The sequence below is a fragment of the Methylorubrum sp. GM97 genome, from assembly GCF_024347855.1.
Lineage (GTDB): Bacteria > Pseudomonadota > Alphaproteobacteria > Rhizobiales > Beijerinckiaceae > Methylobacterium > Methylobacterium extorquens.
Genome location: NZ_AP025942.1, coordinates 2,187,609 through 2,210,600, shown reverse-complemented (window position 1 = coordinate 2,210,600; position 22,992 = coordinate 2,187,609). Strand labels below are relative to the sequence as shown.

Annotated in this window: 18 protein-coding genes and 1 pseudogene; 14 read left to right on the top strand and 5 right to left on the bottom strand. The window is 69.1% G+C overall.

Translation table 11 applies throughout. The features are described from left to right. Positions 1-130: 130 nt before the first annotated feature. From MSPGM_RS10320 to MSPGM_RS10295, 6 genes are all read left to right on the top strand, one after another. The gene (locus tag MSPGM_RS10320; RefSeq protein ID WP_261926362.1) at positions 131-1,579 is read left to right on the top strand and encodes a homospermidine synthase; all 1,449 of its coding nucleotides are present in this window, start codon (positions 131-133) and stop codon (positions 1,577-1,579) included. Positions 1,580-1,668: 89 nt separating this feature from the next. Next, positions 1,669-2,229: a Uma2 family endonuclease gene (locus MSPGM_RS10315; RefSeq protein WP_003604237.1), complete on the top strand. Its 561-nt coding sequence runs from the start codon at positions 1,669-1,671 to the stop codon at positions 2,227-2,229. 71 nt (positions 2,230-2,300) lie between these two features. Continuing rightward, a complete protein-coding gene (locus MSPGM_RS10310; protein WP_012752734.1) occupies positions 2,301-2,867 on the top strand; it encodes a Uma2 family endonuclease in 567 nt (188 codons plus the stop codon). Positions 2,868-2,892: 25 nt separating this feature from the next. After that, positions 2,893-3,234, top strand: coding sequence for a hypothetical protein (locus tag MSPGM_RS10305; protein ID WP_003604234.1), 342 nt, complete (start codon positions 2,893-2,895; stop codon positions 3,232-3,234). Positions 3,235-3,240: 6 nt separating this feature from the next. Next, a complete protein-coding gene (locus MSPGM_RS10300) occupies positions 3,241-4,092 on the top strand; it encodes a DUF1206 domain-containing protein (RefSeq protein ID WP_003604232.1) in 852 nt (283 codons plus the stop codon). Positions 4,093-4,195: 103 nt separating this feature from the next. Beyond that, positions 4,196-6,169 carry a nucleoside-diphosphate sugar epimerase/dehydratase gene (locus MSPGM_RS10295; RefSeq protein WP_003604230.1) on the top strand — a complete coding sequence of 658 codons (1,974 nt, stop codon included), beginning with the start codon at positions 4,196-4,198 and terminating at the stop codon, positions 6,167-6,169. A gap of 19 nt (positions 6,170-6,188) precedes the next feature. Here MSPGM_RS10295 and MSPGM_RS10290 read toward each other — a convergent pair whose 3' ends face one another. After that, positions 6,189-6,593, bottom strand: a complete 405-nt coding sequence (locus MSPGM_RS10290) for a winged helix-turn-helix transcriptional regulator (RefSeq protein WP_003604228.1) — start codon at positions 6,591-6,593, stop codon at positions 6,189-6,191. 76 nt (positions 6,594-6,669) lie between these two features. On the opposite strand from MSPGM_RS10290, the gene MSPGM_RS10285 reads away from it, so the two are divergent. Then, entirely contained in the window at positions 6,670-7,281 is a 612-nt protein-coding gene (locus tag MSPGM_RS10285; RefSeq protein WP_003604226.1) for an FMN-dependent NADH-azoreductase, read from the top strand. A gap of 4 nt (positions 7,282-7,285) precedes the next feature. On the opposite strand, the gene MSPGM_RS10280 is transcribed toward MSPGM_RS10285, so the two are convergent. Together MSPGM_RS10280 and MSPGM_RS10275 are read right to left on the bottom strand one after the other, a co-directional pair. After that, positions 7,286-8,209 carry an NAD-dependent epimerase/dehydratase family protein gene (locus tag MSPGM_RS10280; RefSeq protein ID WP_012752732.1) on the bottom strand — a complete coding sequence of 308 codons (924 nt, stop codon included), beginning with the start codon at positions 8,207-8,209 and terminating at the stop codon, positions 7,286-7,288. An 11-nt stretch (positions 8,210-8,220) separates the two neighbouring features. Continuing rightward, positions 8,221-9,240, bottom strand: a complete 1,020-nt coding sequence (locus MSPGM_RS10275) for a glycosyl transferase (RefSeq protein ID WP_003598624.1) — start codon at positions 9,238-9,240, stop codon at positions 8,221-8,223. Between the two features lie 429 nt (positions 9,241-9,669). Between MSPGM_RS10275 and MSPGM_RS10270 the strand changes: the two genes are divergently transcribed. The 3 genes from MSPGM_RS10270 (at position 9,670) to MSPGM_RS10260 (ending at position 14,134) form a co-directional block, all read left to right on the top strand. Beyond that, a complete protein-coding gene (locus tag MSPGM_RS10270) occupies positions 9,670-12,600 on the top strand; it encodes an EAL domain-containing protein (protein WP_003598623.1) in 2,931 nt (976 codons plus the stop codon). Positions 12,601-12,780: 180 nt separating this feature from the next. After that, positions 12,781-13,149, top strand: coding sequence for a hypothetical protein (locus tag MSPGM_RS10265; protein ID WP_244426917.1), 369 nt, complete (start codon positions 12,781-12,783; stop codon positions 13,147-13,149). Between the two features lie 43 nt (positions 13,150-13,192). Next, positions 13,193-14,134 carry a hypothetical protein gene (locus MSPGM_RS10260; RefSeq protein ID WP_003598620.1) on the top strand — a complete coding sequence of 314 codons (942 nt, stop codon included), beginning with the start codon at positions 13,193-13,195 and terminating at the stop codon, positions 14,132-14,134. A 19-nt stretch (positions 14,135-14,153) separates the two neighbouring features. Here the strand turns inward: MSPGM_RS10260 and MSPGM_RS10255 are convergent, their stop codons facing one another. After that, positions 14,154-14,462, bottom strand: coding sequence for a DUF1648 domain-containing protein (locus tag MSPGM_RS10255; RefSeq protein WP_244426915.1), 309 nt, complete (start codon positions 14,460-14,462; stop codon positions 14,154-14,156). A 281-nt stretch (positions 14,463-14,743) separates the two neighbouring features. Next, positions 14,744-17,277 (bottom strand): annotated as a pseudogene (locus tag MSPGM_RS10250) (glycogen/starch/alpha-glucan phosphorylase). A gap of 328 nt (positions 17,278-17,605) precedes the next feature. Here MSPGM_RS10250 and MSPGM_RS10245 point away from each other — a divergent pair. The 4 genes from MSPGM_RS10245 (at position 17,606) to MSPGM_RS10230 (ending at position 22,978) form a co-directional block, all read left to right on the top strand. After that, positions 17,606-19,231, top strand: coding sequence for an alpha-amylase family glycosyl hydrolase (locus MSPGM_RS10245; protein WP_003598617.1), 1,626 nt, complete (start codon positions 17,606-17,608; stop codon positions 19,229-19,231). 259 nt (positions 19,232-19,490) lie between these two features. After that, positions 19,491-21,023 (top strand): glycogen synthase GlgA, encoded by a 1,533-nt coding sequence (gene glgA / locus MSPGM_RS10240; protein WP_012752729.1) that lies wholly within the window; start codon positions 19,491-19,493, stop codon positions 21,021-21,023. Positions 21,024-21,247: 224 nt separating this feature from the next. Beyond that, positions 21,248-22,027, top strand: a complete 780-nt coding sequence (locus tag MSPGM_RS10235; RefSeq protein WP_003598615.1) for a Crp/Fnr family transcriptional regulator — start codon at positions 21,248-21,250, stop codon at positions 22,025-22,027. Between the two features lie 114 nt (positions 22,028-22,141). Continuing rightward, positions 22,142-22,978, top strand: coding sequence for an aldo/keto reductase (locus tag MSPGM_RS10230; RefSeq protein WP_003598614.1), 837 nt, complete (start codon positions 22,142-22,144; stop codon positions 22,976-22,978). The last annotated feature ends 14 nt before the right edge of the window (positions 22,979-22,992 follow it).

The window sequence follows — 22,992 nt, the reverse complement described above, 5'->3', positions numbered from 1 at the left end:
TCACGGTTCCGCAACATCCGAGCGGATCGACCGGTTGACCGGCAGACGCCGAACCGTCATCCGCTCGTCACTTCCAAGCATCAATCACGCCGCTCTCAAGCAACGAGCAGCCCGACAGGAGTGTCCGCGCATGTCCGATGGCCCGAAGAAGGATTGGCCCGTCCACGGTCGCATCACCGGCCCGATCGTGATGATCGGTTTCGGCTCGATCGGCCGGGGCACCCTGCCCCTCATCGAGCGCCATTTCGAGTACGACAAGAGCCGCTTCACGGTCATCGATCCCGTCGACACCCATAAGGATCTCGCCGACAAGCACGGCCTGCGCTTCGAGAAGGTCGCGCTCACCAAGGAGAACTACCGCGACGTCCTCACCCCGCTCCTCACCGAGGGCGGCGGCCAGGGCTTCTGCGTGAACCTCTCGGTCGACACCTCCTCGCGCGACATCCTCGAACTCTGCCGCGAACTCGGCGCGCTCTACATCGACACGGTCGCCGAGCCCTGGACCGGCTTCTACTTCGACAAGGACCTGAGCCAGGCCGACCGCACCAACTACGCGCTGCGCGAGAACATCCTCACCGCCCGCCGCGCTGCCCCCGGCGGCACGACCGCGGTGTCGTGCTGCGGTGCAAACCCCGGCATGGTCTCGTGGTTCGTCAAGCAGGCGCTGCTCAACGTCGCCAAGGACACCGGCTCCTCGACCCCTGAGCCGAAGTCCCGCGAGGAATGGGCCGCGCTCATGCGCGAACTCGGCGTCAAGGGCGTCCACATCGCCGAACGCGACACCCAGCGCGCCAAGAACCCCAAGCCCCAGGGTGTGTTCGTCAACACCTGGTCGGTCGAGGGCTTCGTCTCCGAGGGCAACCAGCCGGCCGAGCTCGGCTGGGGCACGCACGAGACCTGGAAGCCCGCCAATGCCCAGGAGCAGACCAAGGGCTCGCGCTGCGCGATCTTCCTGCTCCAGCCCGGCGCCGACACCCGCGTGCGCTCCTGGACGCCGACCGCGCAGGCGCAGTTCGGCTTCCTCGTGACCCACAACGAGGCGATCTCGATCGCGGACTACTACACGGTCCGCGAGGGTAACGAGGCGGTCTACCGCCCGACCTGCCACTACGCCTACCACCCGGCCAACGACGCCGTGCTCTCGCTGCACGAGATGTGGGGCAATGCCGGCAAGGTGCAGGAGCACCAGCACATCCTCGACGAGAACGAGATCGTCGACGGCATCGACGAACTCGGCGTCCTCCTCTACGGGCATAAAAAGAACGCCTACTGGTACGGCTCGCAGCTCTCCATCGAGGAGACCCGGCGGATCGCCCCCTACCAGAACGCGACCGGCCTTCAGGTGACGAGCGCCGTGCTCGCGGGCATGGTCTGGGCCTTGGAGAACCCGGAGGCCGGCATCGTCGAGGCCGACGAGATCGACTTCCGCCGCTGCCTGGAAGTGCAGACGCCGTATCTCGGCCCGGTCGTGGGCGTGTACACCGACTGGACCCCGCTCACCGACCGTCCGGGCCTGTTCCCGGAGGACATCGACCCAAGCGACCCCTGGCAGTTCCGCAACGTGCTCGTGCACGGCTGAAGCCCCGCCATAGAACGCTCTTCGGGGCCGCCCTGTCCGGGGCGGCCCTTTTTTGTTACGGTTCGGGCCTTCGCACAGGAGGCTGAGCGATGGCGGTCGGCCCGCGTCGCGATACCCGCATGCGGGTCGCCGAGTATCAGGAATGGGTCGTCAGCCGCCCTGATCACGAGCGCTGGGAACTGATCGACGGCGTCCCCGTGTTGATGGTGCCCTCCAAGGACCGCCACCAAAGAATTGTCTACAACCTCCTGAGAGCACTCGGCGATCTCGCCGATGCAAGAGGATGCTGGGCCGTTCCAGGTCTCGGTATCCTGAGCGAAGCGTTCGATGATTATGCGCCCATCCCGGACGCCGTCGTCCGATGCGGCGCCGAATTGCTCGACGGCTATGCCGACGATCCGCTCCTGATCGTGGAAGTCCTCTCCCCCTCGACCCTCGTGCTGGACCGTGGCCGCAAGACCGAGTTCTACCAGACCGTTCCCTCGCTCGCCGTCCTCCTGCTCGTGCATCAGGACGAAGCGCGGGTGGAGGTCTGGCGCCGGGCGCCGGACTGGACGGTTGAAGTCGCCGGGCCCGGCGCGGTCATCGACCTGCCCGAACTCGGCGGCGCATTGTCCGTCGCGGAGGTCTATGCGCGCCTGACCTTCTGACCCGGCCCCGCACGCCGCTTGCTTGGCTCCGGGGCGGTGCTAGCATCGCCTTCGTTTTCGGAGGTCTCACGATGGCGCTCGCCCTTCGGCGCGACCCCGGCATGCGGGTGGCGGAGTATCAGGCCTGGGTCGCCGACCTTCCGGACGAGGAGCGCTGGGAGCTGATCGACGGTGAACCGGTGTTGATGGCGCCGCAGAGCGAGCGGCATCAGCTGATCGTCGCGAACTTGGTTCAGAATCTCCGGCCGTTCGGACGCGACCGCGGTTACCGCGCGATTCCCGGCATTGCCGTGCTGAGCGACAGCATGGACACCTTCGTGCCGATCCCCGACGTGGTGGTGCGTTGCGGATTACCGCTGAGGGACGGCTATGCCCGCGATCCCGTCCTCGTCGCGGAGGTACTCTCGCCCTCGACCATGAGCCGGGATCGCGGCCGCAAGACCGATTTTTACCGGAGCATCGCCTCGCTCAAACTGTTCCTGATCGCCTATCAGGACGAGCCGCGCGTCGAGGTGTGGCGCCGCGAGCCCGAGGGCGGCTGGGCGTTCGAGGCCCACGGCCTCGGCGACGCGATCGACCTGCCAGAACTCGGCGGCCACTTGGCCGTTGCAGAGATCTATGACGACATCGCTTTCTAGACGACGAACCCGCGCGGGACCGGCCTTGCCCCATTTCGAAGACTTCTACGCCAACAAGCTGCGCGGCTCGCTCGGGGTCACCGATGCGGAATCGGTGCTCGATCTGCGCGGGGCCAACCGCCCGACCGCGGAGGCCTCGCTGACCGACATGCTGGAGCGCAGCCGCTTCGCCAAGGGCAAGACCGTGGCGATCCGCCTCGATCCACCGCCGGAGGGCGGGGGCGAGACCCTGTTCCAGCCGATCGGGCGCCAACTCCTCGATGCCAAGCGGCGCGGCTGGATCGAGCGGCTGCAGACCCTGCCCGCGGGCGACGGGCTCGGCTTCTACGTGGCGCTGGCCGGCAAGCCCGACCGCGAGCGCGACTGACCCGCCATGGCTTGGAGTCGGAACGACAACGCGTTGGAGCACCTCGCTCGCTTCGGTTACGGCGCGCGCGGCTTCGTCTACTGCGTCGTGGGAGCGCTCGCCGTGCTCGCTGCCCTCGGGCAGGGCGGATCGGCCGGCGACAGCAAAAGCGCGATCCGCGCGGTGCTCGGTGGCCCGTTCGGCGCCGTCATCGTCGGGCTGATCGCGCTGGGCCTCGCGGGCTTCGCGCTGTGGCGCCTTTTCGAGGGCGCGACCGACGCGGACCGGCGCGGGCACTCGCCAAAGGCATTGGCCGTGCGCGGCGCCCACCTGATCAGCGCCGTGATCTATGCCGGCCTCAGCCTCACCGCGGCCCGCCTCGCCTTCGGCATTGGCCGCGCCTCGGCCGGCGGCGATGGGGTGCAGGACTGGACCAAATGGCTGCTCAACCAGCCCCTCGGCCCCTGGCTCGTCGGGATCGTCGGGCTCGGCATCGTCGCCGCTGGGATCGGCTACGCCGCCAAGGCCTGGAAGGGCAACGTCACCGAACGGCTCTCCCTTCCCGCCGGCTCGGAGGCCTGGATCGACCGGCTTGGGCGGTTCGGCTACGCGGCGCGGGGGCTCGTCTTCCTGATGATCGGCGGCTTCGTCCTAACCGCCGCCTGGACGCAGGCCTCCTCCGACGCCACGGGCCTCTCGGGCGCCTTCTCGGCGCTGAGGGCGCAGCCCTATGGCTGGGTGCTGCTCGCCATCGTCGCCGCCGGCCACTTCGCCTTCGGCGCCTTCGGTCTGATCCAGGCCCGTTACCGCCATATCGACGCCCCGGATCTCGACCAGGGGAATGGAGCGGTCGCCAGGGCGGTCCGCGCCGCGCGTTGACATTCCCCCCGGTCGGCGCCGATACCGCGCTCCGCCTGGAGCATCGGCCTTGTGCCGAAAACCGGTCTCCATCGTTCGGGCCGATGCTCTGACACGAAGCACCATGCAGAAGCGCACCCTCAAGACGGCGGTGATGGTCGTCCACGATCTCGCCGCGACCGCGGCGGCCGTGGTGCTGACCTTCGTCTTCCGCTTTCAGGACGGGGCGCTGGCCGAGCGCCTGCACGCGCTGCCGCTGCTGCTGCCGCCGTTCCTAGCCTATGCCGGGCTGATCTACGCGTGGTTCCGGCTCTACCGCACCAAGTGGCGCTTCGCCTCGCTGCCCGACCTCGCCGGCATCGTGCGCGCCGCAAGCGTCACCGCGCTGACGCTGCTCGTGCTTGACTACGTGCTGGTCTCCTCGAACCTCTACGGGTTCTACTTCTTCGGCAAGGTCGCCATCGTCCTCTACTGGGTCTTGCAGATCTTCCTGCTCGGCGGGCCGCGGCTGGCCTTCCGCTACCTGAAATACGCCCGCTCCCGGCAGAGCCAGGCCCGCACCGCCACCACGCCGACGCTGCTGCTGGGCCGCGGCGCCGATATCGAGATCGTGCTGCGGGCGATCGAATCCGGCTCGGTCAAGCGGCTCTCCCCCAAGGGCATCCTCTCGCCGCGGGCGGACGAGGCGGGCCAGATGATGCGCGGCGTGCCCGTGCTCGGCGGGTTTCGCGACCTCGAACAGGTGGTCGCGGACCTCGCCAATCGCGGCCTACCCGTGCGCCGGCTCGTGGCGACGCCAAGCGCGCTGGCGCCCGAATCCGAGCCTGATGACCTCATCGCCCGCGCTCGCCGTCTCGGCCTGCCGCTCGCCCGCGTCACCAGCCTCGGCGAGGGGATGCGCGACGCCGAACTCGCGCCGCTGGAGATCGAGGATCTGCTCCTGCGCCCCACCGTCGCCATCGACCGGCCGCGGCTCGAGCGCTTCCTCACCGGTGCCCGCGTCGTCGTCACGGGCGGCGGCGGCTCGATCGGCGCCGAGATCTGCGCCCGCGCGGTCGCTTTCGGCGCCTCGGCGCTGCTCGTCATCGAGAATTCGGAACCGGCGCTCCACGCCGTCCTCAACGGGCCGGCCCTGCTCCACGCCGAGGCCGCGGTCGAGGGCGCGCTCGCCGACATCCGCGACCGCGAGCGGCTGCACGCGATCCTCCGCGATTTCCGGCCCACCTACGTCTTCCACGCCGCCGCGCTGAAGCAAGTGCCCTATCTCGAGCGCGACTGGGCCGAGGGCATCAAGACCAACGTGTTCGGTTCGATCAACGTCGCCGAGGCGACGGTGGCCGCGGGCGCCCGCGCCCTGGTGATGATCTCGACCGACAAGGCGATCGAACCGGTCTCGCAGCTCGGCGTCACCAAGCGCTTCGCCGAGATGGTCGCGCAGTCTCTCGACGCGGAGCGCTCCGGCCCCGAGGCGACCCGGCTCATCGCCGTGCGCTTCGGCAACGTGCTGGGCTCGGCCGGCTCGGTGGTGCCGGTGTTCAAGGCGCAGATCGCCCGCGGCGGCCCCGTCACGGTGACCCATGCCGAGATGGTGCGCTACTTCATGACCGTGCGCGAGGCCTCCGACCTCGTGCTCACCGCCGCCTCCCACGCCGACGCGGAAGGGCGCGGCGATACCGGCGACCAGCGCGCGGCAGTCTACGTGCTGAAGATGGGCCAGCCCGTACGCATCCGGGATCTGGCCGAGCGGATGATCCGCCTCGCCGGCTTCGAGCCCGGCGAGGACATCGAGATTCAGGTCACCGGCGCACGGCCGGGCGAGCGGCTCAACGAGATCTTGTTCGCGAAGGAAGAGCCGCGTGTGACGCTCGCCGGCATCGAAGGCGTCATGGCGGCCAAGCCCGTCTTCGCCGACCGCGCGGTGCTGGAAGGGTGGATCGCTCGCCTGCGCGAGGCCGTCACGGCGGGCGACCGGGCGGCGGCGGAAGCCGTGTTCGAGGAGGCGATCCCGGATTTCCGCAATCGCGCCGGGGCCGTTCCGAACACCAAGCCCGAGACCATCGCGCCGCCGACGGCAGCCACCGAGGCGGCGACCGCCTGAGGCCTCGATTCCTTGAAGTTCAGGCCCCTTCGCCGCGGCGGTCGAAGCGGGCGCGGGCCTCCTGAATCTCCGGCAGGTGGGCGAAGGCCCAGGCGCCGAGCGCCTGGATCGGCTCCCGCAGCGAGCGCCCGAGTTCGGTCAGCTCGTAATCGACCCGCGGCGGGATCGTCGGGAAGATCGTGCGCGTCACGAGGCCGTCCCGCTCCAGCCCGCGCAGGGTGAAGGTGAGCATCCGCTGCGAGATGCCGCCGATCATCCGCTTCAGCTCGTTGAAGCGCCGCGGACCGTCTCCCAGCATCATGACGACGAGGACGCTCCACTTGTCGCCGATCCGCGCGAGCACCGTGCCGACGAGGCGGCAATCCTGCCCGGAATGCTCGGGCCGCGGCGGTGCGTCGGTTCCCTCGATGTGCCCGGGTTCCAAGAATGTGCCTCCTTGCGCACGGCTGACGGTGGTTATCTATAGCGCCTCGGTTCATTTCTGATACCGAGGATCAAACATGAAGCTCCTTCACGTCGACGGCAGCATCCTGGGGCCGCATTCCGTCAGCCGGACCATCTCCGCCGCCATCGTGGACCGCCTGCGGGCGCAGCATCCCGGTCTCGACGTCATCTACCGCGACCTCGCCGGGACGCCACTGCCGCACCTCTCGGGCGCGGTCCTCGCCGGGGCGCAGCCCAACGCCACGAATACGCCCGACGTGCAGCACGACGTCGAACTTGGCCGGCAGGTGCTGGAGGAGTTTCTGGCAGCCGACATCGTGGTGATCGGCGCACCGCTCTATAATTTCACCCTGTCGAGCCAGCTCAAAGCCTGGATCGACCGCATCCTCGTGGCGGGTGTCACCTTCCGCTACGGGCCGTCCGGGGCCGAGGGCCTCGCCGGCGGCAAGCGTGTTATCGCCGTCGTCTCGCGCGGCGGCCTCTACGGGCCGGGCACGCCCGCCGCGGCGGCCGAGCACGCGGAGACCTATCTGCGCACGGTGCTCGCCTTCATCGGCATCACCGCGCCGGAGATCATCGTCGCCGAGGGCATCGCCCTGGGCGCGGAGGCCCGCGAGCGGGCTCTGGCCGGCGCCCTCGACGCCGCGGCGGCTCTCAAGGCCGCCTGAGCCCTCAACCGCCCGCCCGCGCCAGCGCCGCGAGCCCATCCCGCGACGCTTGCGCCGGCCGCCAGCCCAGGGCCTCCAGCCCCTCGGCGCGGGCGACGAGCGAGCCGGACAGCCGGTCGAAGGCGGCCTCGCGGCCGGTGGCGCGGCAGGCGAGGCCGATCAGCGGCACCGGGCAGGGCAGCAGGCCGGGCCCGCGCCCGAGTCCAGCACGGAGCGCGGCCAGCATCTCGGGCAAAGTCAGCGGGTCGGGATCGGCCACCACCAGCGGACGCCGCAGGGGGCCGGGTGCCTCCAGCGCCGTCGCCACCGCCCCCGCAAGGCTCTCGACCGAGACCAGCGAGCGGCGCCCGGCCAAGCTCGCGAGCGGCAGCGGATAGGGCGTGCGGGCGAGCTTGAGCAGGGCCGCCATGTTGCCCTTCACGCCAGCGCCGTAGACGAGCACCGGGCGCAGGGCGACCCAGTCGAGCCCGGTCTCGGCCAGGGCCTCTTCCGCGGCGAGCTTGGAACGGCCGTAAGGATCGGTCGGCTCGGGCGTGTCCGCCTCGGAGAGGGGCGCCGGGGCGCTCGAACCGGCCTGCGCCCGGATCGAGGAGAGGAACACGAAGCGGCCCACCCGCGCCCGCTGCGCGGCGTCGGCGAGCTTGCGCGTCGCCTCGGTGTTGGAGTTGCGAAAATCGTCCTCGGGGGCGCCGGACATGGCGTGGGCGAGCCCGGCGGAATGCACCACCGCATCGACCCCGGTGAGCGCGGCGGCCATGTTCATCGGCCGGGCCAGATCGCCGACGACCGCGCCGCTGGCACCCTCCGGCACCTCGACGGGGCGCCGCAGCAGCACGCGGACCCGGTAGCCCCGCTCCGAGAGCGCCCGCAGCAGGTGGCGTCCGATGAAGCCGGTAGCTCCAGTCAGCGCGATCAGCTTTCCGCTCACCCGTCATCCCCTCACGCGCTGGCGGCCCGCGGCGTCGCGAACCGGCGCAGCAGCCACCCGACCAGCCCCGCCGCGAGGACGAGGCAAGCGAGCGTGACGGCCCGAGACGGCCAAAGCAAGGTCACGCCCGCCAGCGCGGCCAGCGCGACCTGCAGGGCAAAGACCCAGCCGACGGTCTCCCGTACGGAGAACCCGTTCACGGTGGCGACCTGATAATAGTGGCTGCGATGGGCCTGCCAGACGGCCTCACCCCGCCGCAGGCGCCACAGCAGGGTGAGGGTCGCGTCGGCGATGGGATAGAGCGGCAGGATCAGCGCGGCGGCCAAACCTCCATCCAATCCCCCCTGCCCCGCGAGGCGGAACAGCAGCCACGCCACGATCAGCCCGATCGGCAGCGAGCCGACATCGCCCATGAACAGCCGCGCCACCGGCCGGTTGAACGGCGCGAAGCCGAGAAGCCCACCGAGCAGGGCGCCGGCGACCAGCGTCGGCTCGGGCGCGTAGCGGCCCGCGAGGCCGAGGGCGAACAGGAAGGCGGTGGGCGGCACGAACTCGGCCAGCGTCATCCAGTCGAGCCCGTCCATGAAGTTGACGAGGTTCACGAACCAGAGCCCGGCGAGGATCGCGAAGGCCCGCTCCAGCCAGAGCGGCATATCCGGCAGCAGACGGCCCTCGACGGTGAGCACGACGGCGGCGACCGCGCCGGCCTGGATCACGAGCCGAAGCGAGGCCGGCAAGGGCCGGATGTCATCGACGGCGCCGACCGCAGCGAGGGCGATCACCGAGAGCGCCAGCACCGGCAACTCGACGCCCCCAAGCGCGATCCCGGTCGGCATGGCCAGGACGGCCGCCGTGATCAGCGCGGCGGCGATGATCGCGATCCCACCGCCCTGGGGCGTCGGCACCCGGTGGCTGGAGCGGGCGTTCGGCCGTGCCAGGGCGTAGCGCTGCAGCAGCGGCTTCAGCAGAACGATCAGGCCGGCGGAGAGCAGCGCCGCCAGCGGGACGACGGAGAGCGGGGCGAGGGTCATCGGATTGCGAGACGGCGCGCAGCAGCCCTCCCCCTTCTGCGGGGGAGGGGGGCCCCCGAAGGAGGTCGGGTGAGGGGAACGCGGTGCCAATCGGGTCGAGGCCAGCCGGACATGTCACCGTCGCGCCGCCCCTCACCCGCCTGCTCCGCAGGCACCCTCCCCCGCAGAGGGGGGAGGGTTTTGAAGCGGCATCGTCCAATCCTTCGCATATCGCCCGCTCTACCCGCCCGCCTCGGTCCAAGCGAGACCACGGCAACCGATCCCAACTTGTTTTGGCCGCAAAGCCACGCGATCCGCGTCGCACGGTCCGCCGAAAGAGCGGTGGGTGGGCCGCGCGTCCCGGCCGGCTTGCCTTGCGGGGGCCGGAAGCCGCCGATACGACTTGGCCGCTCGCCCCCACCGCTCAAGCCGGTTGTCAAGAATCGCCCGTTGCGCACGCTTTCACTGGCCCTTGCCCTGGCCCTCGCGATCCTGGCGGCCGTGGCGGGCTCCCTCGCCGGCCTCATTGGGACCGCCGCCCCCGCCCACGCGGTCGAGGCCGTGCGCGTCACCCTCGACGCGCCCGCCATCGATCTGACGCCGACGATCGAGCGCTACCGCTCGGACGGCGACCTGATCCAGATCTCCACCGCCCCGGGCAAGGACGGGATCGTGCGGCGCATCGCGGTCAAGGCGCGCGAGGCGGGCGCGCGGCCGGACTGGATGGTGTTCGCGCTCACCAACGACACCGACGAGCAGATCGACCGCCTGCTGGTCGCCCCGCATTTCCGCCTCGTCGGCTCCGGGGTGATCTGGCCCGATCTCGGCGGCTCGCGCATCGCCGCGATCACCGCGAGCGAGGGCATCCGGCCCGAGCGCGACGAGAGCCTCGACGCCGACCAGTTCCTGATCACCATCGATCCCGGCACCACGGTCACCTACGTGGCGGAGCTGAAAGGCCCGAACATCCCGCAGGTCTACCTCTGGGATCAGGATGCCTACCGCAAGAAGACCTCGGGGCTGACGCTCTACAAGGGCATCATCATCGGCATTGCCGGGCTCTTGGCGCTGTTCCTCACCATCATCTTCGTGGTGAAGGGCGCGATCATCTTCCCCGCCGCCGCCGCGCTCTCCTGGGCGGTGCTGGCCTATGCCTGCATCGATTTCGGCTTCCTCCAGCGGGTGTTTCCCGTCACCGAACTCGCCGAGCGGATCTACCGCGCCTCGGCCGAGGCCGTGCTCGGCGCGACCCTGCTGGTGTTCCTGTTCGCCTACCTCAACCTGTCGCGCTGGCACGTGCGCTACAGCCACGTCGCCTTCTTCTGGCTGACCTTCCTCGCCGGCCTCGTGGCGCTGGCGGTGTTCGACCCGCCCGTGGCGGCGGGCGTGGCGCGCATCTCCATCGCTGCCGTGGCTGGCGTCGGGCTCCTGCTGATCCTCTATCTCGCCGTCCATAACGGCTACGACCGGGCCATCCTGCTGGTGCCGACCTGGCTTCTGCTGCTGGTCTGGGTGGTGGCGGCGGGCTTTGCCATCACCGGGCAGATCGGCTCCGACCTCGTGCAGCCGGCGCTCATCGGCGGCCTCGTGCTCATCGTCATGCTGATCGGCTTCACGGTGATGCAGCACGCCTTTGCCGGCGGCGGCCTCAGCCACAGCCTCGTCTCGGACACCGAGCGCCGGGCGCTGGCGCTGACGGGCGCGGGCGACATCGTGTTCGACTGGGACGTGCCGGGTGACCGCGTTTTCGCCGGCCCCGAGATCGAGGCCCAGCTCGGGCTCAAGCGCGGCGCCCTCGAAGGACCGGCGGCGAACTGGCTCGGCCTGCTCCATCCCTTCGACGTGGAGCGCTACTCGGCGGCCCTCGACACCGTGATCGAGGAGCGGCGCGGGCGCATCACCCACGATTTCCGCCTTCGCTCGGCCGACGGCCCCTACGCGTGGTACCGGCTGAAGGCGCGGCCGGTGATCGGCACCGATGGCGAGGTGATCCGCATCGTCGGCACGATCAGCGACGTGACCGAGGCGAAGACCGCCGAGGAGCGGCTGCTGCATGACGCGGTACACGACAGCCTCACCGGCCTGCCGAACCGCGAGCTGTTCCACGACCGGCTGGAGGCCGCGCTGGCGATGGCGAGTCAGGACCCGCGCCTCAAGCCCGCAGTGATCGCCCTCGACATCGATCGGTTCAAGGCGATCAACGACGCCATCGGCCTCTCGGCGGGCGACTCGATCCTGCTGACGCTCTCGCGCCGGCTCGGGCGGCTGCTGCGGCCGCAGGACACGCTGGCGCGGGTCGCGGGCGACGAATTCGCGGTGATCCTGCTTTCGGAGCGCGAGCCCGACCGCATCCTCTCGTTCGCCGAGATGATCCGGCGCGCCATCGCCACCCCGGTGACCTATGCCGACCGCGAGGTGTTCCTCACCGTCTCGATCGGCATCGCCTTGCACGAGGCGACGCAGGGCGTGGGCAACCAAGGCAGCGGGCAGACGCGGCGCGAGGAGGTGTTCAAGAACGCCGAGATGGCGATGATCCAGGCCAAGCGCGGCGGCGGCGACCGGATCGAGGTGTTCCGCGCCAACATGCGCCTCGAGCGCTCCGACCGGTTGATGCTGGAAGCGGACCTGCGCAAGGCGTTGGAGCGCAACGAGATCAAGGTGCTGTTCCAGCCGATCGTCCGGCTCGAAGACCGCACGGTGGCCGGCTTCGAGACGCTGCTGCGCTGGGACCATCCGAAGCTCGGGCGCATCCCGCCCTCCACCTTCCTCCCGGTGGCGGAAGAGACCGGCGTCATCGTCCCGCTCGGCAATTTCGCCATCGAGCGCACGGCGCTGGAACTCGCCGCCTGGCAGCGCTCGCTCGACGTCGAGCCGCCGATCTTCGCCTCGGTCAACGTCTCCTCGCGCCAGCTCCTGCGCCACGACCTCCTGCACGATGTGAAGACGGTGATCGCCCGCACCGGCGTGCTGCCCGGCTCGCTCAAGCTGGAGATGGCCGAGGGGCTGGTGATGGAGAACCCGGAATACGCCGCCCAGATGCTCACCCGCATCCACGATCTCGGCGCGGGCCTCGTCCTCGACGATTTCGGCACCGGCTACTCGGCGATCTCCTATCTCCAGCGCTTCCCCTTCGACACGATCAAGATCGACCAGAGCTTCGTGCGCCAGATGGGCCAGGGCCGCACCGCGATGCTGCGCTCTGTTCTGCGGATGGGGCAGGAGCTCGGTCTGGCCACCATCGCCGAGGGCGCCGAGTCGGAGGAGGATGCGCAGGTGTTGCAGGAGTTCGGCTGCGATTACGCGCAAGGGGCAGCCTTCGGCGAGCCGATGACCGTGCTCCAGGCCCGCCAGCTCGTCGGCGCCGCGCCCGAAGCGGCCTGATCCCGCAATGACGCGCAGGTCTCGCGCTTCAGTTTAAACCTCCCTTAACCATGTTGCGGGAAGGTCCATCCAAGTATCCGGGACGCCTCTTCGGCGGACCCGCCGGGTTGAGGATGGACGATGATCGAGGCGACGAGACGCAGGAGCCCGGCCCCCTCTGGCAGCGCGATGCGGCGCCTGATGACGCGGCCCATCCACGCGCATCTCGCCGCCGCGGTGCAGCCGCGGACGGTCGCCGCCGAGGTTGCGGCCGAACCCGTGACGCAGGCTCCGGCGGACGCCGTGGTGCAGATTGTGGCGGACGCTCCGGCGGAGGCACCCGCCCCCCTGTCCTTCGCGCCCGAAGCGGATGCGGGTGAGGCGGATCTCGCGCGCCTGCGCCTCGAAGTGGCGGTGATGAAGGCCGCACTCGCCGCCGAGCGCCGGGAGAGCGAGGCCCTTCGGACCAGCCTCGGCCTCGCGGACGCGGAAACGCTCAGCGAGGAGGCGCGGGCCGTCCGCGCGCGCTGGGCTGCGCTGGTCGAGCGCCTGATCCACAATCCGCTCTGATCCCTTCAGAACATCTCTCATCCGATCGGAGCGGGTTGCCGCCATGCGTGCTCCCACGAGCGCCCGTTGTTCGCTTGTCGTCAACGGCCAGCCCCTGCGGGTCTCCCCCGGTGATACCTCCCTGGAGACCGCGCTGGCGGACGGGATGATCGGCCCGATGACCGTGCTGCTCGGCCAGGGCCCCGGCCCGGCCTCACGGCGGCTCCCCGTTCGAGCGCGGCGGGCGGAGGCGGTGACGCTGTCCGCGCCCGATCCGGACGCGACGATCCGGCCGGTCAAGACGCCGGTCCGGACGCTGGCACGCCGCACCGGCAGCATCGACTCCATCACGGCGCTGGCGCCGCGGGTCCTTCAGGTCGTCGCGACCCTGGAGCGCCGGCTTCCTTTCGAGCCGGGCGACCAGGTCGTCGTCACGCTCGAAGGCGGGCACCCGGTCACGCTCACGCCGACGCTCGGCGTCGAGGGCGGAGCGGAGTTGAATGAACTCGTCTTCCACCTGCGCGGCGAGAGCGCAGAGGATCTCACCGCCCTGTTCGGCTGCCCGGTCGAGCCCGGCCGTGCGGTGAAGGTGAAGGGTCCTGTCGGCAACGGCACCTATCGGCCCGGCGGCGGTCGCCTCGTGCTGGTGGCGGCAGAGACCGGGTTCGCCGGCATCTGGGCGATCGCCCGCGCCGCGCGCTACATCGAGCCGGCCCGCGAGATCTGCCTCGTGGTCGGCGCGCGCGATCCCCTCGATCTCTACATGCGCCCGTCGCTCGAATGGCTGCGCGCCACCGGCGTCACCCGCATCACGCTGGCCGCCGACCGCCACCGCCAGCGGGGGCCCGATGTGCGCCCCGGCCCGCTCACCGCCCATATCCCGAGTCTGCGGACCACCGACGTGGTGCACGCCTCCGGCTGCCCCTCGACCCTCGGCGCGGTGGAAGTCCTGGCCGCGGCGGCAGGGGCGCGGTTCTATCCGATCCCGCTTGAACCGGGGGCGTAGACTCCCTCCGGCATCGGGTTCAGGGCTGCGCTTCCGCCCAGGTTATGACCGCCGAGATATGCCACGCATACACGGCGGCGATGAAGCAGAACATTGCGATCATCCCGATCCAGTACCAAGCCCCGGCTTGGGCTTCGACCTGCTTGATCTTCAGAAAGATCTGGGGAGCAATGACGACGATGATCGCGACCGGCATCCAGAGGCCGATCGTCTTATCGGCGTACCATGTCGGCCGTCCGTTGATGCCCCATTGCATGGGAACTCGGTCGGTTTGAATGCTCGCCGCACAATACAAATTCAGCAGCGACATCGCGGCGATCGTCGCCAAGCACGAGAACCAAGCGAGCCTCGGCAGTTTCAACACCACGACGTCGAGCCCCGGTCCCCCTTGAACGGCCCTCACGCTAGGATCGACGGCGCGTCGTTTCAACTAGAGTTTGCATTTTGGGACGCGGTCGGCGCGGGGTGAACCCGCTGCCATGTCAGTGCTCACGGATGTCGATGTGTAGGTCGGACTCCCTGCGGGACAACCGACGACACACTCGAAATACGAAGGGCGAGAGGCGTATCCGCGCCTCTCGCCCTTCTGTCTTCATCAGAGTCGGACGGTCAGGCCACCTTCACCCGCCAGATTTCCTCGGCGTATTCCCGCATCGAGCGGTCGGAGGAGAACCACGCCATGCGGGCGGTGTTGAGGATCGCCGTTCGCCACCACTGGGCGGGGCGCTTCCAGGCCGCGTCGATCTCGCGCTGGACGCGCCAGTAATCCTCGAAATCGACCGTGGTCAGGTAGCGGTCGCCGTGGCGCAGCTCATCCACGAGCGACGCGAAGCGGGCCGGATCGTCCGGCGAGAACGTGCCGTCGGCGATGGCGTCGAGCGCCGCGGCCAGCCGCGGCGAGGCCGCGATCGCCTTGGCGGCGTAGCCCGGCTCCTTCACGCGGGCGAGCACCCCTTCGGCGTCGAGGCCGAAGATGAAGATGTTCTCCCCGCCGACATGATCCTTGATCTCGATATTGGCGCCGTCGAGCGTGCCGACGGTGAGCGCACCGTTGAGTGCGAGCTTCATGTTGCCCGTGCCCGAGGCTTCCATGCCGGCGGTCGAGATCTGCTCGGAGAGGTCGGCGGCCGGGATGATCACCTCGGCCAGACTCACCGAGTAGTTCGGGAGGAACACCACCTTCAGCCGGTCACCGATCTCGGGATCGGCGTTGACGACCTTGGCGATGTCGCCGGCCAGCTTGATGATGAGCTTGGCCTGGACGTAGCTCGGCGCCGCCTTGCCGGCGAAGATCTTGACCCGCGGCGTCCAGTCCTCGTTGGGAGCCTTCTTGATCGCTTGGTAGAGCGCCACCGTCTCGATCAGGTTGAGGAGCTGGCGCTTGTACTCGTGGATGCGCTTGATCTGCACGTCGAACAGCGCCGACGGATCGACGGTGATGCCGGTGCGCTCGGCGATGACCTGGGCGAGGCGCTGCTTGCGGATTGTCCGCATCGCCGCGTAGCGCTGGCGGAACTCCGGATCGTCGGCGAACGGCACCAGCTTTTCGAGCTGGGTCGGATCATCGAGCACGCCCTCGCCCGCCGCCTCGACGGCCAGCGCCGTCAGTTCGGGGTTGGCGTTGTGCAGCCAGCGGCGGAAGGTGACGCCGTTGGTCTTGTTGAGGATCTTCTCCGGCTCGATCGTGTGGAGATCCTTGAACACCGTCGATTTCAAGAGCTCGCTGTGGAGCGCCGAGACGCCGTTGACCCGGCGTGAGCCGTGGAAGGCCAGCGGTCCCATGCGGACGCGCCGACCGTTCGACTCGTCGATCAGCGAGACGGCGGAGATGTCGAACGTCCCACCCCGAACGTTCTTGCTCTGCTCCTCAAGGTGCAGCCAGTTGATCAGGTAGATGATTTGCATGTGGCGCGGCAGCAGCCGCTCCATCAGCTCCACCGGCCAGGTCTCCAGCGCCTCGGGCAGCAGGGTGTGGTTGGTGTAGTGCAGGGTGTTGGAGGTGATCTGCCACGCATCCTCCCAGGGGAGGTCGTGATCCTCCATCAGGATGCGCATCAGCTCCGGCACGGCGATGGCCGGGTGGGTATCGTTGAGCTGGATGGCGGCGTGGTCGGGCAGGGAGCGCAGGGAGCCGCGCTCCGCCACGTGCCGGCGCACGAGATCCTGCAGCGAGGCGGAGGTGAAGAAGAATTCCTGGCGCAGGCGCAGTTCCTGGCCCTCGGCGGAGGAATCGCTCGGGTAGAGCACCCGCGAGATCGCCTCGGCCCGGGCCCGGCCGGCCACGGCGCCGACATGGTCGCCGGCATTGAAGCGCGCGAGTTCGACCGGCGCGTCGGCCTCCGCCTTCCACAGGCGCAGGACGTTGACGTGTTTGCCCCGCCAGCCGACGATCGGCACGTCGTGGGCCACGGCGTTCACGGTCTCGGCCGGGTGCCAGTGGCGGCGGATGTGGTGGTCGCCCTGGCTCGTCATGGTGACGTGGCCGCCGAAGCCGACCTTGTAGGTCGCCTCCGGCCGCGGGAACTCCCACGGATTGCCTTCCGAGAGCCAGGTCTCCGGCGCCTCACGCTGCCATCCGTCTTCCAGCGACTGGCGGAAGAGGCCGTGGTCGTAGCGGATGCCGTAGCCGGTCGCGGGGATCGACAGGCTCGCCATGCTCTCCATGAAACAGGCGGCGAGCCGGCCGAGACCGCCATTGCCGAGCGCCGCGTCGGGCTCGGCCCCTCGACGCCGGCGAGATCGACGCCGAGGTCGCGCAAAGCGGCCTTGGTGGTCTCGACGAGGCCGAGATTGTTCATGGCGTCCGACAGCAGCCGACCGATTAGGAATTCGAGCGAGAGATAATAGACCCGCTTTTCCGGCACGGTGGCAGCCTGCGCACCGTAGCAGGCGTCGACGATCCGATCGCGCAGGGCCAGCGCCGTCGCGGCGAACCAGTCGCGCTCGCGGGCGGCCTCGGGCGTCTTGCCGAGCACGTAAAGGAGCTTGGAGCGGATGGCCTCGCGCAACTCCACCACCGCATCACCACCGGCAACGTGAAGGGGCTTAACATAGGTGGCGGCGGCCTTCGCCGTCTTCGCCGATGAAGCGGAAGTGTCCGCTTCGCCGTTCCTGACGAGAACGGACAGAGCTTCGTTCAGCACCTGGGTATCCCCCTTCGTTACAGCCGAGGATGTCGGTCGGACGCGGAGTGTAGCCGCTTCATGCGGCGGCACGATGATCCGCGACGTGGTCTGTCGCCCTGCCCCACCATGGTGTTGCCGGCCGGCGGACTTGTCGAGACACATGCGCGCAAACACATCATTCGCAAGTCGTGTGCCCGCAGGACTGTGTCACTGTAGACACATCGCGAGCACATCGGCCGGCGCCTCGCACGAGAGATGACACCGGCCGCTTGAAGGCTTGCTGAACGGCCCTACCCCACCCTGGAGCGATGCGCACGGCGTCGATGGCAACATCGAGGGAGGTCCGATGGGCGGTCCGGTATCTGGGGCGAACGGCTCCGAAGCGGCGTGGTGGAAGAGCGGGACAGTCTATCAGATCTATCCCCGCTCGTTCCAGGACACGGACGGCGATGGCGTCGGCGACCTTCGGGGGATCACGGCACGGCTGGACTACCTCGCATGGCTCGGCGTCGATGCGGTTTGGATCTCGCCGTTCTACCGCTCGCCGATGGCCGATTTCGGCTACGACGTGGCCGATTATTGCGCGGTCGATCCGCTGTTCGGCACGCTGGAGGATTTCGACGCGCTGATCGCCGAGGCGCATCGGCGCAAGCTCAGGGTGATCCTCGACTTCGTTCCCAACCACAGCTCGATCGCGCATCCGTGGTTCACCGAGAGCCGGGCGAGCCGCGCGTCACGCAAGCGCGACTGGTACATCTGGCGCGATCCGGCCCCTGACGGCGGACCGCCCAACAACTGGCTCTCGAATTTCGGCGGCCCGGCCTGGACCCGTGATCCGGCCACCGGCCAGTACTACTATCACGCCTTCCTGCCCGAGCAGCCGGACCTGAATTGGCGCAACCCCGAGGTGCGGGCGGCGATGCACGACGCCCTGCGTTTCTGGCTGGCGCGCGGCGTCGACGGCTTCCGCGTCGATGTGATCTGGCACCTGATCAAGGACAAGGGATTTCGCGATAACCCGCACAACCCCGGTTTTCAGCCGCATCAGGCCGGGATCAACCGCTTCCAGCAGGTCTATTCCTGCGACCGGCCGGAGGTGCTCGACGTCATCGCCGGAATGCGCGCGGTCCTGCGCGAGTACGGCGAGCGGGTGCTGATCGGCGAGATCTATCTGCCGATCGAGCGGCTGGTGGCCTATTACGGGCCCGGCCTGACCGGGGCCGACCTGCCGTTCAACTTCCAGCTCATCCAGACGCCGTGGCGCGCCGACGCGGTGGCGGCTCTAGTGGCCGAATACGAAGCCGCCCTACCCGAGGGTGGCTGGCCGAACTGGGTGCTCGGCAACCACGATCAGCCCCGCATCGCCGCCCGCGTCGGCGAGGCGCAGGCTCGCGTCGCAGCGATGCTGCTGCTGACGCTGCGCGGCACGCCGACGCTCTATTACGGCGACGAGATCGGCCTCGCCCATGTTCCGGTGCCGCCCGAGCAGGCACAGGACCCGTGGGGGCGCAACGAGCCCGGACATGGCCGCGACCCCGAGCGCACGCCGATGCAGTGGGAGGAGGCTCCGAATGCGGGCTTCACCACCGGTACGCCGTGGCTGCCGCTCAGCGCGGACGCGGAGCGGCGCAACGTCGACGAGATGCGCGACGATTCCCGCTCGATCCTGACTCTCTACCGCCGCCTCCTGTCCCTGCGCCGCGACCATCCGGCCCTGTCGATCGGCGATTGGCGCGGCCTCCCGCTATCGCCGGATCACTCGGCCGAAGTCTTCGCCTTCGAGCGGGTTCTGGATGGCGAGGTTTTACGCATCCTGCTCAATTTCGGTAGCTCGGAATGGACGATTCCGTTGGAGGATAGGGGCTGGACGATCCTGCTCTCGACCCTTCCGGGACGGGCGGGCGACAGGGCCGACGGTAAGGTCCGCCTCGCACCGAACGAAGGCGTCATCCTCAAACCGGCAAGCCGATAGGACAGTCCGTTGCCGCGCTGCACCCTGCGCATTCGACCCGCTCATAACCGGGAATGATGCGCAGACCGCTTTCGCCATTCGCCCAGCGCGGACAACCCATGATGGAAGCGCAGGCGTCCACTCAAAAATATTGGTCTGAACATGGCCTGAATTGTGCGATGCAACGGAACGGATTGCCTTCCGGAGCATTTCAATGCCGAGCGTAGCAGCGGCGGTTCCCGCCCTTCACCGGCCGCGCGGGTGGCGTAGGGGCGAGTCGATGGCTTACGTGGATCTCGGTGGGCTCCCGGTCGCCGATCCGCTGCTACCGACCTCCGCCTTCGAGCCCCAGCCGAGACTCGGCAACGCTCTCCTACCCCGCATTCTCTACGCCACCCCCGAAATGGCGGACTTCGTGAAGACCGGCGGCCTCGGTGAGGTCGCGGGTGCCCTGCCCCGCTCCCTGCGCCGCCACTACGACGTCCGCGTCCTCATTCCCGGCTACGCGCAAGTGCTCGCCGGGCTCGACAACCTGACGATGATCGCTCGGTTCGGCAGCTTCGCCAGCGTTCCGGGCTGCGAACTCGGCTTCGGCACCACGCCGGACGGCCTCGGTGTCTACGTGCTGGTCGCCCCAGATCTGTACGAGCGCGACGGCACGCCCTACGGCGACGAGCGCGGCGATTTCGGCGACAACGACCTGCGGTTTGCCCGCCTCAGCCGGGCGGCGGCGGAACTGGCCGGGGGCATCGACCCGTTCTGGTCGGCCGACCTGCTGCACCTCAACGATTGGCAGACCGCGCTGGCCCCGGCCTACCTGTCCTGGCTCGGCATCCGCCGCCCGAGCGTGCTGACGATCCACAATCTCGCCTATCAGGGCCTGTTCCACCGCGACAATCTCGGCCGGGTCGGCGTGCCGGACCACGCCTTCCAGATGGATGGCGTGGAGTTCTATGGGCAGCTCTCCTTCCTCAAAGCCGGCATCTATCACGCCTCGCACGTCACCACGGTGAGCGAGACCTATGCCCGCGAGATCACCACGCCCGAGGGCGGCTGTGGCCTCGACGGCTTGCTCCGCACCCGCGCCGCGCAGGGCCGCCTGACCGGCATTCTCAACGGCATCGACGAGAGCTGGGATCCGCGCACGGACCCGCACCTCGCCACCCGCTTCGAGCCCGACGACTGGAAGGGCAAGCGGGCCAATGCCGACGAGGTGCGCAAGCAGTTCGGCATGGCGGTCTCCCGCGGGCCGCTCTTCGCCATCGTCTCGCGCCTCGTGCACCAGAAGGGCATCGACCTCAGCATCAGCGCCGCCGAGTCGATCGTCGCCGAGGGCGGTCAGCTCGTGGTGATCGGCCAGGGCGAGGGCCGGTTCGAGGAGGCCCTGCGCGATCTCGCCGTGCGCCATCCCGAGAATGTCGGCGTCCATGTCGGCTTCCGCGAAACCGAGGCGCGCCGCATCTTCGCCGGCAGCGACTTCCTGCTGATGCCCTCGCGCTTCGAACCCTGCGGGCTGGCGCAGATGTACGCCCAGCGCTTCGGCTCCCTGCCGATCGTGCGCCGCACCGGCGGCCTCAACGACACGGTCGAGGATGGGGTCACCGGCTTCACCTTCGGGGAGGCCTCGCCGAAGGGGCTGACCTCGGCGATCCGCCGCGCCTTCGAGACCTTCGGCCAGAAGAAGCGTCTCAACACCATGCGGCGCAGCGCCATGTCCCGCTCCTTCGGCTGGGATGGGGCGGCGCTGAACTACTGCAACCTCTACGCCCGCGCCTTCGGCAACCACACCGCCCGCCGTTGGAAGGCCGCCTGAGACACGACGGACACAGTTTTCGCCCGGCCCCGGACGAAAAGGGCCATCGTGTCGGCCAGCCCCGCGGCCCTCGAGTGAACCCCACATCCGCCTTCCCAAGGGAATCGACCGGATTGGGTCCGACGCCCGACACCCTTGCGGGAACATCGGTCCGCAGGGGCGGTTTCTCGCAAAACTCCGTGCGTTTTCATGGCACGGAACGGCGCGATCCGCGTTGAGCGTCCATGGACGCGACTGTGACGCTCACGCGCACGAACCCTCTGATCCTTCGGCTTCGCTACGGCGCGGATCTCGACGCCGGAGATCGGGCCCTTTTGGCCGACCTGTCCCGCTCCAGCCGCAGCCTGGAGCCGCAGCAGGATATCGTGCGGGCCGGCGACCGGGCGGCGGGTGTCCACCTCGTCCTCGAAGGCTACGCCTTCCGCTACAAACTCATCGATGACGGGCAACGCCAGATCCTCGGCCTGCTCCTGCCGGGTGATTTCTGCGATCTGCAATCGATCGTGCTCGGCCCGTCCGACCACTACATCGCCGCGCTGACCGCCTGCACCGTCGCCGACATCCCGCAGGACCGGGTCGATGACCTGGTTTTCCGCGATTCGCGTCTCGCCCGGGCGCTGTGGTGGGCGACCCTGGTCGATGAGAGCATCCTGCGGGAATGGCTCGCCAGCATGGGCCAGCGCTCCGCCGACAAGCGCATCGCCCACCTGTTCTGCGAATTGCTGCTGCGGCAGCAGCTCGTCGGGACGGCCGGGGAGCGCGACTGCCCGTTGCCTCTGACCCAGCCGATGCTCGCCGACATCCTTGGGATTACGACGATCCATGTCAGCCGCATCCTGCGCGATCTGCGCCTTGCCGGGCTGATCCAATTGAAGGAGCGCCGGCTGCACGTCCCGGACGTCAAGCGCCTGCAGGCGTTCTGCGACTTCGATCCGACCTATCTGCACCTCGTCAGGATGCCCGATCGCGAGGCCGCCGAGGATCGGACGCGCGCCGGGCCCTGACGCGCGCGCAGCCCTGCCCCCCAGAAGGACGCCTGTACGGCAGGCATGATCGTGCCGATTCTCCGTGCCCTGTCCCCGCCTGTCGCTTGGGCAGCGCATGAGAATAAAAACGCCATGACAGCCCCCGATCCCGTGCCGCAGATCGCTCTCAACGACGGGCGGTCCATCCCCCAGCTGGGCTTTGGCGTCTGGCGTCTGCAAGAGGCGGAGACGCCTGCCCTCGTCGGCACCGCGCTCGGCAGCGGCTATCGCTCGATCGACACCGCCGCGGCCTACGGCAACGAGGGCGGCGTCGGGCGCGGCCTGCGGGAGACGATCGTGTCCCGGGCCGAGGTGTTCGTGACGACGAAACTCTGGAACGACGCCCAGGGCTACGATGCGACCCGGCACGCCTTCGACGACAGCCTCGCCCGGCTGGGCCTGGACCATGTCGATCTCTACCTGATCCACTGGCCCTGCCCCGACCGTGGACTCTATCTCGACAGCTGGCGCGCACTGATCCGTTTGCAGGAGGAGGGCCGCGCCGCCTCGATCGGTGTCTCGAACTTCACCGAGGATCAGCTCGAACGGCTCGTGAACGAGACCGGCGTCACCCCCGCCCTCAACCAGATCGAGCTGCATCCGCGGTTCCAGCAGCGCAGCTTGCGCGCGGCCCATGTCCGGCTCGGCATCGTCACGGAAGCCTGGAGCCCCCTAGGCCAGGCGCAGGTGCTGGATGAACCCGCCATCACCCGGATCGCCGACCGGCTCGGGCGCAGCCCGGCCCAGGTGGTGCTGCGCTGGCACATCGAGAACGGCTTCGTCGCGATCCCGAAATCCGCCACGCCCGCCCGGATGCACGAGAACATCGACGTGTTCGGCTTCTCGCTCACGCAAGAGGACCACACGGCCATCGCCGGTCTCGACCGGGCCGACGGACGAATCGGGCCGGACCCAATGACGTTTCAGTAGGTGCCCGGCACGGG